15 protein-coding genes are annotated in these 16,537 nt (G+C 69.9%); 10 read left to right on the top strand and 5 right to left on the bottom strand.

Features of this window, described 5'->3' with window-relative positions; translation table 11 throughout:
- Positions 1-13 precede the first annotated feature (13 nt).
- From ACIOTO_RS06085 to ACIOTO_RS06070, 4 genes are all read left to right on the top strand, one after another.
- Positions 14-877: a Gfo/Idh/MocA family protein gene (locus ACIOTO_RS06085; protein ID WP_400857040.1), complete on the top strand. Its 864-nt coding sequence runs from the start codon at positions 14-16 to the stop codon at positions 875-877.
- Positions 878-1,110: 233 nt separating this feature from the next.
- The gene (locus ACIOTO_RS06080) at positions 1,111-2,388 is read left to right on the top strand and encodes an extracellular solute-binding protein (RefSeq protein ID WP_029263119.1); all 1,278 of its coding nucleotides are present in this window, start codon (positions 1,111-1,113) and stop codon (positions 2,386-2,388) included.
- Positions 2,388-3,368, top strand: a complete 981-nt coding sequence (locus ACIOTO_RS06075; protein ID WP_258134236.1) for a carbohydrate ABC transporter permease — start codon at positions 2,388-2,390, stop codon at positions 3,366-3,368. Before ACIOTO_RS06080 ends, ACIOTO_RS06075 begins: the two co-directional genes overlap by 1 nt.
- On the top strand, positions 3,365-4,270 hold the full coding sequence (locus ACIOTO_RS06070) for a carbohydrate ABC transporter permease (RefSeq protein WP_081859895.1): 906 nt from the start codon (positions 3,365-3,367) through the stop codon (positions 4,268-4,270). The genes ACIOTO_RS06075 and ACIOTO_RS06070 overlap by 4 nt, the downstream gene beginning before the upstream one ends.
- A gap of 74 nt (positions 4,271-4,344) precedes the next feature.
- On the opposite strand, the gene ACIOTO_RS06065 is transcribed toward ACIOTO_RS06070, so the two are convergent.
- Complete coding sequence (locus ACIOTO_RS06065) at positions 4,345-5,751, bottom strand: mannitol dehydrogenase family protein (RefSeq protein WP_400857039.1); 1,407 nt, start codon at positions 5,749-5,751, stop codon at positions 4,345-4,347.
- A 67-nt stretch (positions 5,752-5,818) separates the two neighbouring features.
- Positions 5,819-6,922, bottom strand: a complete 1,104-nt coding sequence (locus ACIOTO_RS06060) for a GntR family transcriptional regulator (protein ID WP_400857038.1) — start codon at positions 6,920-6,922, stop codon at positions 5,819-5,821.
- Positions 6,923-7,233: 311 nt separating this feature from the next.
- Between ACIOTO_RS06060 and ACIOTO_RS06055 the strand changes: the two genes are divergently transcribed.
- The 6 genes from ACIOTO_RS06055 (at position 7,234) to ACIOTO_RS06030 (ending at position 13,041) form a co-directional block, all read left to right on the top strand.
- Complete coding sequence (locus tag ACIOTO_RS06055; RefSeq protein ID WP_400857037.1) at positions 7,234-8,892, top strand: hypothetical protein; 1,659 nt, start codon at positions 7,234-7,236, stop codon at positions 8,890-8,892.
- Positions 8,893-9,029: 137 nt separating this feature from the next.
- The gene (gene phnD, locus ACIOTO_RS06050) at positions 9,030-9,974 is read left to right on the top strand and encodes a phosphate/phosphite/phosphonate ABC transporter substrate-binding protein (RefSeq protein ID WP_400857036.1); all 945 of its coding nucleotides are present in this window, start codon (positions 9,030-9,032) and stop codon (positions 9,972-9,974) included.
- Positions 9,971-10,813, top strand: a complete 843-nt coding sequence (locus ACIOTO_RS06045; RefSeq protein ID WP_400857035.1) for a phosphonate ABC transporter ATP-binding protein — start codon at positions 9,971-9,973, stop codon at positions 10,811-10,813. The genes phnD and ACIOTO_RS06045 overlap by 4 nt, the downstream gene beginning before the upstream one ends.
- The gene (gene phnE / locus ACIOTO_RS06040) at positions 10,797-11,648 is read left to right on the top strand and encodes a phosphonate ABC transporter, permease protein PhnE (protein WP_400857034.1); all 852 of its coding nucleotides are present in this window, start codon (positions 10,797-10,799) and stop codon (positions 11,646-11,648) included. The genes ACIOTO_RS06045 and phnE overlap by 17 nt, the downstream gene beginning before the upstream one ends.
- Positions 11,645-12,412, top strand: a complete 768-nt coding sequence (locus ACIOTO_RS06035; RefSeq protein ID WP_400857033.1) for a tyrosine-protein phosphatase — start codon at positions 11,645-11,647, stop codon at positions 12,410-12,412. Before phnE ends, ACIOTO_RS06035 begins: the two co-directional genes overlap by 4 nt.
- The gene (locus tag ACIOTO_RS06030; RefSeq protein ID WP_400857032.1) at positions 12,409-13,041 is read left to right on the top strand and encodes a TetR/AcrR family transcriptional regulator C-terminal ligand-binding domain-containing protein; all 633 of its coding nucleotides are present in this window, start codon (positions 12,409-12,411) and stop codon (positions 13,039-13,041) included. Before ACIOTO_RS06035 ends, ACIOTO_RS06030 begins: the two co-directional genes overlap by 4 nt.
- On the opposite strand, the gene ACIOTO_RS06025 is transcribed toward ACIOTO_RS06030, so the two are convergent.
- The 3 genes from ACIOTO_RS06025 to ACIOTO_RS06015 all read right to left on the bottom strand — a co-directional run bounded on the left by ACIOTO_RS06025 (position 13,028) and on the right by ACIOTO_RS06015 (position 16,515).
- Entirely contained in the window at positions 13,028-13,465 is a 438-nt protein-coding gene (locus ACIOTO_RS06025) for a VOC family protein (protein WP_029263104.1), read from the bottom strand. The genes ACIOTO_RS06030 and ACIOTO_RS06025 overlap by 14 nt on opposite strands.
- Positions 13,466-13,503: 38 nt before the next feature.
- Positions 13,504-13,854 carry a TraR/DksA C4-type zinc finger protein gene (locus ACIOTO_RS06020; protein WP_029263103.1) on the bottom strand — a complete coding sequence of 117 codons (351 nt, stop codon included), beginning with the start codon at positions 13,852-13,854 and terminating at the stop codon, positions 13,504-13,506.
- Between the two features lie 114 nt (positions 13,855-13,968).
- Positions 13,969-16,515: an MMPL family transporter gene (locus ACIOTO_RS06015; protein ID WP_400857031.1), complete on the bottom strand. Its 2,547-nt coding sequence runs from the start codon at positions 16,513-16,515 to the stop codon at positions 13,969-13,971.
- Between the last annotated feature and the right edge of the window lie 22 nt (positions 16,516-16,537).

Below are 16,537 nucleotides of genomic sequence, written 5' to 3'. Positions count from 1 at the left end.
GAGGATGAGAGACATGGAAACGAAGAACGTCGCGATCGTCGGCATCGAGAACAGCCACGCCGAGGAGATCATCCGCTACCTCAACGTCGAGCGGCCGGTGGACGTGCCGGTGCGGGTGGTCGCGCTCGTCGCGGGTGAGGATGACCGCACGCGCGAGCTCGCGGAACTCGGCGGCATCGAGCAGATCGTCGCGGAGTCGGGCGACCTGCTCGGCAGCATCGACGCGCTCATCGTGACCTCGCGCGACGGGGCGCTGCACCGGGCGCACGCCGTGCCGTTCCTCGAGGCGGGAACGCCGGTCTGGGTCGACAAGCCGCTGGCGGCGAGCGTCGCCGATGCGCAGGAGATCGTCGCGGCGGCCGAGCGTGGCGGCACGGTGCTCACCTCGTCGTCGGCGCTGCGCTGGGTGGCCGACACCGACGCGATCGCCGAGGGCCTCGGATCGATCGGCGAGCTGCAGGCGGTCACCGTGACCGGGCCCGCGGACGCGGCCAGCCCGTACAGCGGCATCTTCTTCTACGGCATCCACATCGCCGACGTGGCGCAGCGTCTCGTGCCGGGGGAGCCCGAGGACATCGACGTGCAGCGCCTGCCGGGAGGGGTCGTCGCGCGCTACCGGGTCGGCGGCGTGCTCGTCACGCTCGAGTTCATCCGCCCCGACGGCGACGGCCAGGTGCCGTTCCGCGCGACGGCCGTCGGCGGCCACGGGGTCATCAGTCGCGACATCGTGCTGGGTGCCGACTACGTGCAGCCCGGCGTGGACGCGTTCGCCGGCATGCTCGCGACGAGGGCAACCCCGATCCCCACGGCGCAGCTGCTCGCCCCGATCGCGGTGCTGGAGACCGTCGCCCGCGCCACGGCGGCCATCGCCGTCTGAGGCTGTGCAACGCGGTGCAGGGATCACGCCCCCGAAGGTCGTGGCCGCTGCGCCGCGCTCCCCGCAACCACTGACTTATCCCTGGTAATCAAACAGAAACACAACCGTTACACCCTCTTCAACGAAGAAGCTATTGTAATGCAACCGTTTGCACGTTAGCGTGAGAAACGGTTGAACCACCCGTTCATCGGGCGCCTTTCGGGCCCGTCGAGGAAGACCATGGAGGAACGAGAATGGCAAGACGCACCTTGATCGCGGCGGCCGCTTCACTGGCCGCGGTGCTGGCCGTCACCGGCTGCAGCTCAGGCACCGGGAACGACGGAGGCGACGCCGACAGCGGAGACCTCCGCGTGTGGCTCATGCAGGACTCCGTGTCCGAGGATGCGGTCGCGTGGCTCGAAGACGAGTTCGCCGCCCAGAACCCCGGCTCCACGCTGACGGTGGAGATGCAGCCCTGGGATGACATCGTCTCCCGGCTCCAGACCTCGCTCGCGAGCGAGTCCGAGACCCCCGACATCGTCGAGATCGGCAACACCAAGACCGCGACGTTCGCGAACGTCGGGGCGCTCGCCGACATCTCCGACCTGTACGACGAGGTCGACGGCGACGACCTGATCCCCAGCTTCGTCGATCAGGCGACCCTCGACGGCAAGACCTATGCCTACCCGCTCTACGCGGGCACCAGCGTCGTCTTCTACCGCACCGATCTGCTCGAGAAGGCGGGCATCGCCGCCCCCGAGACGCTCGACGACCTGGTCGCCGCAGCCGCCACGGTGCAGCAGGCGAACCCCGACGGCGTCGAGGGCTTCAAGGGCATCTACTTCCCCGTCGTCGACGTGCACGGGCTCGAGGGCTGGCTGTTCTCCCACGGCGCGAACTACGCCGAGGAGAAGGACGGCGCCTGGGTCAGCGGACTCGACACCCCCGAGGCCAAGGCCGCTCTCGAGCAGATGCAGACCATCTGGCAGGGCTCGGCCCTCGGCGCGCTCGACGCGAAGGAGACCGCGGGCAACCCGTGGGTTCCGTACAACAACGGCGAGGTCGCGATGTTCTCCTACCGCGTGTTCGCGCAGGACAGCATCTCTCCCGAGCTCGCCGACGTCACCGGTGTGATGGCGCTTCCCCCGGTCGAGGCCGGCGGCGAGAGCCACCAGTTCCTCGGAGGATCCAACGTCGGCATCGCCGCGAAGTCGTCGCAGCAGGAGCTCGCGAAGAAGGCCATGAAGCTGATCCTCAGCGAGGACTTCATGACCCAGCTCGCCGAGGACTCCGGCTGGGTCCCCGGCAACACCACCTTCGCGTCGGCCATCCCCGACGGCATCGTCGACGCCGAGCTGCAGCAGCAGATCGCCGAGACGAGCGCCCTCACCCCGGCGGCGCCGAACTGGGCGATCGTGGAGGGCAACAACATCCCGGTCGACCTGTACTCGGCGATCGCCAAGGGTGAGGACATCGACGAGGTGGTCACGCGCATCGGCGCGAAGATCGAAGCGACCCTCAACGGCGACTGATGATGACCACTCCCGTGATCGATGTCGAGGTCGCCCCCGAGGCGTCCCCGCAGCAGCCCGCTCCCCGCACGCGGCCGCGCCGCGCGCGGGGAGCGCTGCTCCCGTATCTCCTGATCGCGCCGCTCCTCGCGGCGGTGCTGATCGCCCTCGGCTGGCCGCTGCTGCAGCAGTTCGTGATGTCGCTGCAGAAGTTCGGGCTGGCGCAGCAGTTCGGTCAGGAGCCCGAATGGGTGGGCCTGGCGAACTACGGCAGGATCCTGACCGACCCCAACATGTGGGTCGTGTTCTTCCGCTCCGTGCTCTTCTGCGCCGTGTGCGCCTCGCTGTCGATGGTGATCGGCATGCTGATCGCGCTGCTGCTGACCAAGGTGAGCAGCTGGGCGCGCATCGCCCTGCAGGTGACACTGCTGCTCGTGTGGGCGACGCCGGCGCTGGTGACCATGGTCATCTGGCAGTGGCTGTTCGACGCCCGCTACGGCCTGGTGAACTGGATCCTCGCGCGCATCGGCTTCCCCGACATGGCCGGCTTCCCGTGGACCTCGACCCCGATGGGCGTGTTCACGATCGCCGCGATCACCGTGATCTGGGGCAGCCTGCCCCTGATCGTGTTCATGATCTACTCCGCCCTCACCCAGGTGCCCACCGAGGTGCTCGAGGCGGCTGAGCTCGACGGGGCCGGTCCCTGGACGCGCTTCCGGCACGTCACGATGCCGCTCATCACCCCGGCGGTCATGATCGTCGGACTCCTGCAGATCGTATGGGACCTGCGCGTGTTCACGCAGATCTACGTGCTGCAGCAGGCGGGCGTCTCGATCGAGGAGACCAACCTCCTCGGCACCTACATCTACCGGATCGGCATCGGCCAGGGCGAGTACGGCGACGCGTCGGCTCTCGCGACGATCGTGCTCATCCTCACGCTGCTGCTCACCTGGAAGTACATCGCGAAGATGTTCGCCCAGCAGAAGGAGGTCTCGGAATGAGTGCCCCGACCATGACCAGGACCACCGACATCGCCGCCGTCGTGCCGCCGCGCTCGCGCCGGACCATCGGCAATCGCAACGACGCCCGCCGGCGCACCTGGAACGGCGTCGCGGTGGCCGCCGCGCTGCTCCTCGTCTTCCCGATCTACTGGATGGTGAACACCGCCCTCTCCGACAACGAGGAGCTGTTCTCGCGCACCCCGCGGTTCTTCCCGTTCCCGCTGAGCTTCGACAGCTTCGCCGGCATCCTCGCCGACAGCGGCTTCTGGTCGGCGCTCGGCATGAGCGCGGGCGTGACCGTCATCGTGGTCGTGGTCGCCGTGCTGTTCGGGTTCTTCGCCGCCATCGCGGTGAGCCGCTTCCGCTTCAAGGGCGGCGGGCTCATCATCCTGCTCGTGCTGATCGTGCAGATGATCCCGACCGAGGCCCTGTTCATCTCGCAGTTCCGCATGCTCGACGGCTGGCACCTGCTGAACACGGTCGGCGGCCTGTCACTGCTCTACATCGGCACGGTCGTCCCGTTCACGGTGTGGCTGCTGCGCGGGTTCATCCACGGCATCCCGGCCGAGCTCGAAGAGGCGGCGATGGTCGACGGCTGCAGCCGGTTCGGGGCGTTCATGCGGGTCACGCTGCCGCTGCTCGGACCGGGCATCGTCACGGCATCCGTCTTCGCGTTCCTGCAGGCGTGGAACGAGTACACCCTGGCCCTCGTCGTCATGACGAAGCCGGGCAACGCCACCCTGCCGCTGTGGCTGCAGACGTTCAGCAGCGAGCTGTCGGCCACCGACTGGGCCGGCATCATGGCGGGCGCCACCCTGATCTCGGTGCCCGTCGTCATCCTGTTCCTCTTCGTCCAGGGTCGCCTGGGCGCGGGCATGATGGCCGGTGCCGTGAAGGGCTGATGCCTCAGACGCCGAAGAGCGCCGGTCCTTCGGGATCGGCGCTCTTCGCGTGCGTGGGGGCCAGCGGGGGTGGATCAGCGAGCGTGGTCGGTGAGCACCCCGAGCACGGCGGGGTCCGCGGCGAGATCGGGTGCGAGCAGGTCGAGCAGAGCGCGATGCGGATCGACGGCGGATGCTCGTGCGGCCAGCTCCTCCGCGGCGACGTCGTCGAGCGGCCGTCCTGACTGAACCTCGGCGATGACGAACCGGGCCCAGGCGGCGATCGCCGCGATGCCGGCCGCGCCTGTCTCGCCCTCGGCGCGGGCGCGGCGCACCGGCTCGACGATGCGGGCACGCAGCTTGAGACTGCCGTCCGCGGCGATCTGCCGCAGCCGGTGCACGATCGCGGGGTTCGCGAATCGCTCGAGAAGCGCCGCCCGGTAGGCGGGAAGGTCGAGGTCGACGCCGGTTCTGTCCGCGGAGGCGTCGAGGTGCCGCTGGGCGAGATCCCACAGGTCGCGCACGAGAACTGCACATTCCGGGTCTGCGATGGCCTCGGCGACGGTCTCGTGTCCGCGCAGGATGCCGTCGGAGGCGAGGAGGGAGTGCGCGCCGTTGAGCATCCACAGTTTGCGCTGCTCGAACGGTTCGATGTCGGACACGAAGGAGGCCCCGGTATCTTCCCAGCGCGGACGGTCGGCGCGGATGCGTCCGCTCAGGATCCAGCTGTGGAAGGGCTCGGTCACGACCAGGGCCTCGTCGCGGATGCCCTCGCGTGCAGCGACGGCGTCGATGTCGTCTGCCGTGGTGCGTGGGGTGATGCGGTCGACGGACGTGCTCACCACGTCGACCTGCGCGTCGATCCAGGCGCCGAGGGACGGGGAGGTGAGCGCGGCGAGGTCGCCGACCACGGACCGGAGTGCGGTCCCGTTGTCGTCGAGGTTGTCGCACGGGATCAGCGTGATCGTGTCGTCGGGCAGGGCGCGGCGTCGAGCGTCGAGCGCCCAGAGCAGGCGGGCGGGCATCGTGCGCAGGAGGCCGTTCGCGATCGCTCCCGGTGGATTCTCCCGATCGGCGAAGGCTTCGCCCAGCGCACAGATGTCGGCGGTGATGTCGGGGTCGGCGACGTCGAGGCGGCCGTCCGATCCGCGTCGATAGCCCTTCTCGGTGACCGTGAGCGTGACGACCGTGACTTCGGGGCGGGTGAGATAGTCGCGCAGCATCTCGGTGTCACCGCCGTCGTGCGCGGCCACGATGCTCTCGACGGTCTCGAGATGGTCGCCCTCCGCGCCGCGCGTGAGGAGGGTGTACACGTCGTCCTGTCGCGTGAGCGTCTCGGCGGCATCGGGCGAGCGGCCCGTGAACGCCGCAATGCCCCACTCGTGGTCGGGATCGGCGTGAGCGGTGTACCAGGCCTGATGTGCGCGGTGGAAGGCACCGAGTCCGAGATGGACGATGCGCACGGGTGCGCGCGGTAGGGTGCGGCGCGGGCTGTGGGGCACGGGAATCCTCGGCTCGATCGTCGGCCCTGGGGTCGGGCCTGACTTCAACCTATGACGCGCGGCGCGATCATGCAAGCGGTTGCAAGACCCGGGCCGGGGCATGCGCGCTCGACGCCCGCTCCCGCACGACCGGCTGCAGTAGCATCCGCACCGGCGTGCGGTCGCCGCCGCGCCCCAGCATCCGCAGCAGCGTGCTCGCCGCGAGGCGTCCGATCTCGCGCTTCGGCGGTGACACGGCGGTGAGGGGGAGCGGGGCATCCGCCGCCTCCTCATCATCGAAGGCGACGAGCGCGAGGTCATCGGGAAGCGAGAGTCCCACGCGCCTGAGGTGCGGCAGGAGCGCCGTCGCCTCGCGGTCGCCGAGGCAGACGACGCCGTCGAGTCCCGCCGAGCGCGCTCGGTGCGCGTAGTCGGCGAGTGCCGCCTCGTCCCACGAGTCCCGACGCACCACCGCGTCCGGGAGGTCGACGAGGGTGAGGCCGTCGATCGCGCGCCGGTAGCCGCGCAGCGCGGCGTCGGCCGTCGCGGTGTCGCGGCGTCCGAGGAATCCGATACGTCGACGGCCCTGCCGTGCCAGGTGCCGCACGGCCGCGTACCCGCCCGCGACGATATCGGTGCACACCGCCGAGAGCCCGTCATCCGGCGGTGAGTCCGTCGGCATCCGCTCCATGAGCACCACCGGGATCGGCAGGGCGCGCAGCAGCTCGAGGCGCGCCGTGGGGTCGGCCAGGTGCAGGGTGGGCGTGATCAGGAGTCCGGAGCATCCGGCGGCGAGGAGCTCCCGGATCCGACGGATCTCGAGGGCGTCGTCGTACTCACTCGACACGATGCGCAGGGTGACGCCCGCGGCCCGGGCCACTTCCGTGATCCCCTCCACGACGGTGGGGAAGTAGTAGCTGTGCGACGGGACGATCACGCCGATCACGGGACTCTTCCCGGCCCAGCGCGCCGACACGTACGTGCCGGAGCCCTGGCGGCGGACCACCACTCCGTCGTCGACGAGCATCCCCACCGCCCGCCGCACGGTGTTGATGCCGACCGCGTGCGTCGCGGCCAGAGTCGCTTCCGGTGGCAGCCGCTCGCCCTGGGACCACTCGCCGGCGGCGATGCGGTCGCGGAGTTGTTGCGCAAGGCTCACGAACAGCGGCTGCGTGTTCGGGAAAGCTCCCATGTCGCCCTCCTCGGCCCGTGGATGCCCGTGAGTCTCTGCAGTGCAACCGTATTCATTCGGGCCCGCTTCGGCAAGGTGTCGGGCTCGGGCAGCGGGTGCTGCGGGGCATCGCGCGTCCCTCGGCCGCATCCGCGCGAAAGGGCCGACGCGCGTGCGATCGGCCGAGCGGAGTGCAGGGCCGACGCCGGCGCAGCGCCGATTCCTTCCTCCAGTCATTCCCCTTCTCCGACGTTTCGTTGACCACCGGATGCCCGCGCGTCACGGTGGCAGTCACGACGACTCCGCGCCCGGCGGAGCGGAAGGAGACACCGATGAGACGCACACGCTGGCTGTCGGCGCTGGTCGCCGCGAGCCTTCTCGCCGGAGGGGTGGTCGCCACCGGCGGCGCCGCCTCTGCAGAGACCGTCACGACCGAGCTCGCGATCACCTCGCCCGTCGACGGCGGCACCGTCAGCGGATCGACGCTCACGGTGGAGGGGACGTTCGCGAACACCTCCGAGCTCGTGCTCGTCGTGGGGGCGCAGGAGGTGATCCCGATCCCGGTCACCGGCACCGCCGGCACGTGGACCATCGACCTCGACATCGCCGACCGCGACGGGCGACTCGACCTCGCGGTGCGCGCCCGTGACCTCACCACCCTCTACACGACCTGGTCGGAGTTCCTCGCCGTCGAGGTCGACAACCCGGCCGCATCCCGCCCGGTCGTCACGGTGGTCTCGCCGACCGAGGGCGCGTATGCGGGCTCCTCGCTCGACGTGGTCGTCGACGTGGCATCCGACCGCGCGCTGTCCGCCGTCGAGGTGCGGGTGAACGGCGGTGCCTGGCAGGCTGCCACGGCGCAGGGCGGATGCGAGTACGCGGCATCCTTCCCCGTCGCAGGTTCCGAGTTCGCGAGCATCGAGGCCCGGGCGACCGACGTGTCGGGGCACACCTCCGAGGCACCGACCACCTACGTCGCGCTCGGCGGAGCCACCGCCGAGACCCCCGTGATCTACGACCAGGACCGGGCGATGTGGATCTGGGAGCGCGCCTCCTACGAGGCCGTGTTCGATGAAGACGCCCGCGACCGCCTCGGCGCCGTGATGGACGACACCACGACCTTCGGGTCCGACCCCATCCGCACGATCTACCTCGGCGTCGACAAGTACGGCACCACCGACATGCTGCGCGACTCGCGTGACGAGGTCGTGGCGTTCGTGGAGTGGGCGCGCGCCCGCGGCTACCACGTGCAGGCCACCGTCGCCGGCGGCACGCGTCCGCCGTACCTGGGCGCCCTGGAGCAGTTCGAGCACTTCGCGGTCGACGAGTTCGAGAAGGTCCTCGACTACAACCTCGCCGTGCCGGAGTCCGCGCGCTTCGACGGCATCAACGTCGACATCGAGCCGTACATCCTCAGTGACTGGAAGCTGCCCGGCAGCGGCGGGCTCCCGAACCGGTGGCTCGAGATCCTCGACACGCTCATCGAGCGCCGCGACGCCTCCGGGCTGCCGGTGCTGGTCGGGCCCGCGATCCCGCGCTGGCTGGATTCCTCGGCCTGCTGCACGTCGATCACCTGGAACGGCCAGACGAAGCCGCTCAGCGACCACATCCAGGACATGACCGACTACATCGCGATCATGGACTACCGCGACACGGCCGACGGCAGTGCGGGCATCATCGCCCAGGCGCAGCACGAGATCGACTACGCGAATCAGATCGGCAAGCCGCACTCGGTCGTGGTCGGCATCGAGACCAAGGACCTCTCCGGCACGGGTGACCCCGAGACCGTGACGTTCTGGGAGGAAGGACGCACCTACCTCGAGGGCGAGCTCGACAAGACGTACACCGCATTCCAGGACGACGCCTCGTTCGGCGGCATCGCCATGCACCACTACGACGACCTGCTGATGCTGCCGTCGGCGTGGGATGACACTCCGCCCGTGTACTACCCGGTTCCGGGTGCGGGACCAGGAGGCCCGGCGCTGCCGTAGGTTCCTGTCGTGGCGGGGCAGTCCCTTCGGGGGCTGTCCCGCTTCGGCTGTCCGGCGACACCGTCCGTTCATCCGACGTTCCATTCGGAGTACGGCGGTCTCGTAATTGCCCGTCACCTTCGGGAGTTGGAATACCGATGTTCTCGGAATTCCGAGGACTCTCCTCCCGAAAGGTCATCATGCGCCGCTTCACCCTGCCCGTCGTCGGCCTCCTGGGCGTGGCCGCCCTCGCCCTCACCGGATGCCAGAGCCCGACCGCCGAGGCGGCCCCGGCCGACCCCGACGCCCCCATCACGATCGCCACGATCCCCGTCGGCGAGGACCCCACCGCCGAGAATCCGGTCGAGGTGTTCGCCGAGCTGCTCGAGAAGGCGACCGGCCGCGATGTCGAGATCACGGATGTGCCCGACTACCTGAGCGTCGTCGAGGCGATCCGCGCCGATCACGTCGACATCGGCATCATGAGCGGCTTCCCCTCCGCGCTCGCCGTGAACACCGGAGAGGTCGACGCGCTGGTCGCGTTCCAGGGTGACGGCAAGCCGGTGTCGACCTGTGTCGTGCTCGAGGACTCGCCCGTCCAGACCGTCGAAGACCTCGAGGGCAAGACCGTGGCGTTCGCCGACCAGGCCTCCAGCTCGGGCTACTTCATGCCCGTGTACATGCTGCACGAGGCCGGGCTCGAGCAGGGCACCGACTACGAGGCCATCTTCGCCGGCGGACACGAGGGCAGCTTCGCCGCACTGGAGCAGGGGCAGGTGGATGCCGCGTGCACCGCGGTCATGCTCACCGAGCTCGGCGCCCCGATGTTCCCGTTCGAGGACGGCGAGTGGCGTGCGGTGGGCGAGAGCCCGGCGATGGACATCCAGGGCGCCGTGCTCGGCCGCCCGTCGCTGGATGCCGAGACCCGAAAGGTGATCCAGGACGGGATCGCCGAGGTGTTCTCGCCCGAGAACGCCGAGCGTCTCGGCGCCTACGGTGCGTTCGCTGCGGCCCCGCAGACGGTCGACCCCGACGGAGCGGACTTCGAGTCCTTCGCGGAGATCGCGGCCGTCGCCGGTGTCGAGCTCAAGGACCTCAAGTGACCCTGTCCAGCCCGCGCCTCGCGCCCCCGGCATCCGCTCCCGAGGCCCGCACCCCCACCGCCGAGCTGCGCCAGGCGCTGCCGCTCGTGACCGTGCGCGGCCTTCAGGTGGCGTACGACGAGAACACCGTGCTCGACGGCGTCGACCTCGACCTGTTCCCGGGCGAGATGGTGGCTCTGCTCGGGGCCTCCGGTTCGGGCAAGTCGACGCTGATGCGCAGCCTGACCGGGTTCGCGCCGATCTCCGCCGGCACGGTGCGGGTCGCCGGGCACGACGTCACGAATCTCGCCCGCGGCGAGCTGCGCACGCTGCGTTCCGAGGTCGGGCAGGTGTTCCAGCAGTTCAACCTGATCCCCCGGCTCAGCGTCATGACCAACGTGCTCACGGGCGCGCTGCACGGCGCGGGGCCGATCAACCTGGCCGGGGGCTTCTCGACCGCGCACCGCCGTCGGGCGCTCGAACTGCTCGATCGGGTCGGCATCGCGCACAAGGCGTCCGCCCCCGCCCGCTCGCTCTCGGGCGGACAGCAGCAGCGCGTGGCGATCGCCCGGGCACTGATGCAGCAGCCGAAGGTGATCCTGGCCGACGAACCGGTGGCCTCGCTGGACCCGAAGCTCGCGGGCTCGGTGCTCGAACTGCTGCGCGAGATCGCGACGCACGACGGCATCCCGGTGCTGGTGAGCCTGCACGTGCTGCCCCTCGCTCTCGCGCACAGCGACCGGATCGTCGGGCTGCGGCACGGCGAGATGCTCGTCTCGGGGGCGACCTCGCAGCTGGATGCCGCCGCCCTGAGCCCGCTCTACGACGACGAGGAGGACGGCGATGACCACGACCACTGAACCCCGCGCAGACCGCGCGGATCGCAGCGCGCGCCCCACGCTGGAGCCGGCCGAGCGCGCCCGGCTCGAAAGTGCCTTCCGGGTGCCGCGGGCGCGGTTTCTGATCGGCCTGCCGGTCGCGTTCCTGCTCCTGCTCTGGTCGTTCAACGGCGCCCAGTTCAACTTCGTGAAGCTCGGCGAGGGCGCGGTCAACATGGGCGAGTTCCTCTCGCGCCTGTTCCCGCCCGACTTCTCGAAGATCGGCACCATCCTCGCGCTGCTGCTCGAGACGTTCCAGATGGCGGTCGTCGGCACGGTGCTCGGCGCGGTGCTGTCGCTCATCGTCGCGTTCGGGGCCACATCCACCCTCGCGCCGAAGTGGCTGTACTACCCGACGCGCTGGGTCATGAACATCATCCGCTCGGTGCCCGACCTGGTGTTCGCACTCATGTTCGTCTCGGCGGTCGGGCTCGGCCCGTTCGCCGGCATCCTGGCCATGACGCTCGGGTCCATCGGCTCGATCGGCAAGATCTTCGCCGAGGCGATGGAGCAGGTCGACCGCGGGCCCGTCGTCGCGATGGAGGCCGTCGGCGCCTCGAAGCGACAGGTCATCCAGTACGGCATCCTGCCCCAGGCCGCGCCGCTCCTCACCTCGTACACGCTGCTGCTGTTCGAGGGGAACGTGCGCGGGGCGACGATCCTCGGCCTCGTCGGCGCCGGCGGCATCGGTCTGGAGTTGACCACCGCCATGCGCATGTACGACTACGGCCACCTCAGCGCCATCATCATCTGCATCATCGTGCTCGTCACGGTGATCGACCAGGGCAGCGCCCTCATCCGAAGGAGAATCACATGACCATCATCGACACCGACCTCGTCCTCAGCGCACCGGTCAACCTGCGCGACCTCGGCGGCATCGCGATCGACGGCGGCGTGCTCCGCGAGGGGCTCGCCATCCGCACCGACGACCTCGCCTACGTGACCGCGCAGGTCGCAGGCGACCTCGTCGCGGGCGGACTCACCGCCATCATCGACCTGCGTTCGCCGCTCGAGGTCTCGGTGACGGGGCGTGGACCGCTGGGCGAGCATCCGGTCGCGTACCACCACCTGCCCCTGATCGCGGATGTCGGGGAGTCGATCGACCGCGACAAGCCCGCGCTCACCCACGAGGCGATGGGCCTGATGTACCAGCGCATGGTGGACGGTGCGGCGCCGCAGCTCGTGATCGCGCTCAACGTCATCGCCTACACGCCGGGGGCTGCGGCCTTCCACTGTGCGGCGGGTCGCGATCGCACGGGTGTGCTGGCGGCGATGCTGCTGCTCGCCCTCGGCGCCGCCGACGACGACATCGTCACGGACTACGCCCGCACCGGCGACAACATGGTCGCGATCATGGCGCGCACCGCACCCGTGATGGGGGCGATGTGGAAGGCGCTGGGCTTCGACGCCGATGCGCTCGGGAAGACCTCGTCGCTGCTCGAGGGGTCGATGGACGTGTCGATGCGCAGCCTGCTCGACACCCTCCGCGCACAGCACGGCGACCCGCTCACCCCGCTGCGCGCCGCGGGACTCTCGGATGCCACGATCGCCCGGCTGCGCGAGCGGGCGCTCGCCGCGTGACGGTCCTGACGGCGGATGCCGGGGCCGCGGTTCGCCGCCGCCCCGGTCGTCCGCGCGACGAAGACCTCGACGGGCAGATCGTCGCGGCGACGCTCGGCATCATCGACGCGGGCGACGAGGTCACGGTGTCGCGCGTGGTCGCCCGCAGCGGGGTGAGCCGGGCGGCGCTGTACCGGCGCTGGCCCTCACTCACCCTGTTGATCGCCGCGGCGCTCGACGTCGGCCGCGAGGTGCCGCCGGAGTATCCCGCCGATGCCGACTTGCACGAGATCCTGCTCGCGGGGCTCGGACTCGGTGCCGACGGCGTCGCCCCCTCGGCTCCCGGATACTCCGAGGAGCGGTTCCGGCAGCGCATCCGCCTGGTGATGGCCGACCGTGCCTTGCAGCGGACCTACTGGGAGTCGCACGTGTCGCGGCGCCGGGTGCCGCTGCAGAACGCACTCCGGGTGGGGATCGCGCGGGGCGAGCTGCGGAGTGACCTCGACGTCGAAGCCTGCTTCGATGCGATCGCCGGCGTCGCCTACTACCAGCTCGTCGTGCGCGGCGACCGGGTCAACGACCCCGCCGTCGTCGAGCGGATGCGGGCTGCGATCGAGGTGATCTGGCGCGGGATGGTCAGCTCTTCGTGAGGTCCTGCGCGAACATCACGAGGATGCCGCTGGGGCCGCGGAGATAGGTGAGCTTGTAGACGTCCTGGTAGTTCGCGACGCCGCGCAGCGGGTGATAGCCGTGGCGGGCCGCGATCGCGAGGGACTCGTCGATGTCGTCGACCGAGAAGGCGATCCGGTGCATGCCGATCTCGTTCGGCAGGGTCGGCTCCGTCTCGATCGCGTCCGGATGGATGTACTCGAACAGCTCGATCTGTCCGCGTCCGTCGGGCGTCTGCAGCACCGCGATCTTCGCGTGGTTGCCGTCGAGTCCGACCGCGGTCGCCGCCCACTCCCCACTGACCTCGTCGCGACCGAGCACCGTGAGGCCGAGGTCGGTGAAGAAGGAGATGGTGGCTTCCAGGTCGCGCACGGCGATCCCGACGTTCTCGAGTGTGATGGGCATGGGTGGGATGCTACTCGTGCGCGCCACCCGTGTCAGCGCTAGTGCCCGAGCTTCTCGGCGCAGGCGACGCAGTACTCGGCGAACGGTCGGGCCTGCAGTCGTGCCGCGGGGATCGGCCTGCCGCAGTTCGCGCAGACGCCGTAGGTGCCGGCATCCATTCGCGCCAGCGCATCGTCGACCTGTCGGAGTTCGGACGCTGCCGCCTCGGCGAGCCCGGTCAGCCGTGACCACTCCGACGAGAGCGTGACGCCCTCGGGGTCGTGCTCGTCGTCGTCGTTCGAGCTCTCGCGGTCGTGGGTGAGCTCGTCGAGGGTCGCGGCCGTGGCCTGCACGCGGGCCTCGGCCTGAGCGCGCAGCTCCTGCAGCAGCGCGCGGGGGTCAGGACTCATGCGCCCACTCTAGGCATCCCCGCCGACACCCCGGCCCCCGAGGTCGCACTTTCGCGTCGAGGTCGCAGGATCCAGGCGGAACACTGCGACCTCGACGCGAATCTGCGACGCGCCTCAGGCCGAGTGCCCGCTCGTCGGCACCGAGTCGGTCGTCGTCGGGACGGCCACGGCCTTCATCCCGGGGTGATCGCGTTCGAGGGCGGCGCCCTCCATGTCGACGTTCGGCAGGATGCGGTCGAGCCAGCGCGGCAGCCACCACGCCGAACGGCCGAGCAGGTGCATGAGCGCGGGCATCAGCAGCATCCGCACCACGAACGCATCGAGCAGCACACCGAACGCGAGGCCGAACCCGATCGAGCGGATGATCGTCGACTCCGAGAAGATGAACCCGCCGAACACCGACACCATGATGAGGGCGGCGGCGGTCACCACCGAACGGCCGGCACGGAAGCCCTGGGCCACGGCATCGCGCGCCGAGGCGCCGTGCACATACGCCTCGCGCATACCGGAGGCGAGGAACAGCTGGTAGTCCATCGCGAGTCCGAACAGGATGCCGACGAGGATCACCGGCAGGAAGCTCAGGATCGGCCCGGTGCTGTGCAGCCCGATGATCTCGGCGCCCCAGCCGAACTGGAACACCGCGACGATCAGGCCGTACGTCGCGAACAGCGAGAGCACGAAGCCGCCGGTCGCGATGAGCGGCACCAGCAGGGAGCGGAACACCACGATCATGATGAGCAGCGAGAGGCCGACCACGACCACGAGGTACAGCGGCAGGACTCCGGCCAGAGCCTCGGAGATGTCGATGTTGATCGCGGCCTGACCCGCGACGCCGAGGGTGATGCCGTCGCCGATGGCCGGCATCGAGCGCAGGTCCTGCACGAGCCTCTCGGTGGAGGCGCTGTTCGGGCCCTCCTCGGGGACGACCTGGAATGCGAGGAGGGTGTTGTCGTCGGAGGTGGCGATCGGCGCGACCGCCGCGACGTCGTCCTGGTCGGCGATGGCCTGCGCGATCGTGACCTGCGTGGAGAGCAGATCGTCGTCGGTGACCGCGTCGTCGAGGGTCGCGGTGACCAGCAGGGGGCCGTTCGCGCCTTCGCCGAACTGTTCGTCCACGGTCTGGAACGCGCGGTAGCTGGTCGAGTCGCTCGGTTCGCTCGATCCGTCCGGCAGCCCGAGCCGTATCGACATGGCGGGGATCGCGATGATGAGCAGCGCGACCACGCTCACGAGCGTCGTGACGACGGCGCGCAGGGTCGACATCCGCTTCACCGGCTTGCCCGCGGCATGCTCCTGCCCGACCGTCGCGCGAGCGCGGCGGCTGAGCAGACGGTCGCCGACGAGCCCGAGGATGGCGGGCGCGAGGGTGATCGCGACGAGCACGGCCACCGCGACGCACACCGCGCCGACCGTGCCCATGAGGCCGAGGAACGGGACGCCGGTCACGTTGAGCGCGAGGAGCGCGACGATCACGGTCGTGCCGGCGAACACCACGGCGGTGCCGGACGTGCCGGTGGCCAGGCCGATGGATTCGCGCACCGGAACCCCTGCGAGCAGCTGCTTGCGGTGTCGGTTGACGATGAAGAGCGAGTAGTCGATGCCGACCGCGAGGCCGAGCATCACGCCCAGCACCGGTGTCACGGACGCCATGTCCACCACGCCGGAGAACGCGAGGGATGCCGTGACTCCGACACCGACGCCGACGATGGCGGTGACGATGGGGAGGGCGGCGGCGATGAGCGAGCCGAGCATCACGATGAGGACGATCGCGGCGAACACCAGGCCGACCGCTTCGCCGACGCCGAAGATCTCGGGCACGCCCTGCGCGATGTCGGTGCCGAAGTCGACCTCGGTGCCGTCGACCGGTGCGGAGGCGAAGTGGTCGATCGTTCCCTGCTTGACCTCTTCGGAGAGCTCCAGTCGCGGGTCGACGAAAGAGATGTTGACGATCGCGGTGGACCCGTCTTCGGACACCACGCCGATGCCGTCGGCCAGGTCGAGGAGGGTCGAGCCCAGCTCCGCCTGATCGGCGTTCTCCTGCAGGGTGATGCGGGACTGGTCGAGCTTCGCGTTCTGGGCCTCGAGGTCGGCGGCCTGGGCGTTCAGTGCCGCCAACTGGGCGTCGAGGGCGGCGAGTTGCTCCGGGCCTGCTCCGGCCTGCTCCGCCTGGGTGCGCGCGGCCGTGAGCTGAGTGAGGCCGGCCTCGATCTGTGCCCGACCCTCGTCGATCTGCGTCTGCGCGGCATCCAGCTGGGCGCGGCCGTCGGTGATCTGCTTCTGGCCGTCGGCGAGCTCCTTCGCACGGTCGGCCTGCTGCTGCTGCGCGTCGAACGGGTCGATCACGGACGCGACGCCGTCGAGATCCTCGGCACTCGCAGCGAGGTCGGAGATCTCCTCCTTCTGCTCGTCGGTGAACGCCGAACCGTCGGTGGTGCGATAGACGACCGTTCCGGTGCCGCCCGCGGAATCCGGGAGCTTGTCGGCGAGCTCGTCGGTCACCGCGCCCGACGCGGTGCCCGGGATGTCGAAGCTGTTGCTGAGCGTGCCGCCGAGGGTGAGGAAGGCGCCGACACCGATGCCGAGGATCAGGACCCACGACACGATCACCGTCCACGCCTTGCGTGCAGCGAACGAACCCAGACGGTAGAGCAGTGAAGCCACAGTGGTCTCCTTCAGACTCGAA

Origin of the sequence: Microbacterium sp. NPDC087592, assembly GCF_044743585.1 — a bacterium.
In the GTDB taxonomy this organism is placed as follows: domain Bacteria; phylum Actinomycetota; class Actinomycetes; order Actinomycetales; family Microbacteriaceae; genus Microbacterium.
The sequence above is the reverse complement of the archived record's forward strand: the minus strand, read 5'-3'. Positions and strand labels throughout refer to the sequence as shown.

Excerpts from the sequence above, each read along its gene's own strand:
- ACIOTO_RS06085 (WP_400857040.1), top strand. The coding sequence starts at position 14 with ATGGAAACGAAGAACGTCGCGATCGTCGGCATCGAGAACAGCCACGCC.
- ACIOTO_RS06080 (WP_029263119.1), top strand. The coding sequence starts at position 1,111 with ATGGCAAGACGCACCTTGATCGCGGCGGCCGCTTCACTGGCCGCGGTG.
- ACIOTO_RS06075 (WP_258134236.1), top strand. The coding sequence starts at position 2,388 with ATGATGACCACTCCCGTGATCGATGTCGAGGTCGCCCCCGAGGCGTCC.
- ACIOTO_RS06070 (WP_081859895.1), top strand. The coding sequence starts at position 3,365 with ATGAGTGCCCCGACCATGACCAGGACCACCGACATCGCCGCCGTCGTG.
- ACIOTO_RS06060 (WP_400857038.1), bottom strand. The coding sequence starts at position 6,922 with ATGGGAGCTTTCCCGAACACGCAGCCGCTGTTCGTGAGCCTTGCGCAA.
- ACIOTO_RS06055 (WP_400857037.1), top strand. The coding sequence starts at position 7,234 with ATGAGACGCACACGCTGGCTGTCGGCGCTGGTCGCCGCGAGCCTTCTC.
- phnD (WP_400857036.1), top strand. The coding sequence starts at position 9,030 with ATGTTCTCGGAATTCCGAGGACTCTCCTCCCGAAAGGTCATCATGCGC.
- phnE (WP_400857034.1), top strand. The coding sequence starts at position 10,797 with ATGACCACGACCACTGAACCCCGCGCAGACCGCGCGGATCGCAGCGCG.
- ACIOTO_RS06035 (WP_400857033.1), top strand. The coding sequence starts at position 11,645 with ATGACCATCATCGACACCGACCTCGTCCTCAGCGCACCGGTCAACCTG.
- ACIOTO_RS06025 (WP_029263104.1), bottom strand. The coding sequence starts at position 13,465 with ATGCCCATCACACTCGAGAACGTCGGGATCGCCGTGCGCGACCTGGAA.
- ACIOTO_RS06020 (WP_029263103.1), bottom strand. The coding sequence starts at position 13,854 with ATGAGTCCTGACCCCCGCGCGCTGCTGCAGGAGCTGCGCGCTCAGGCC.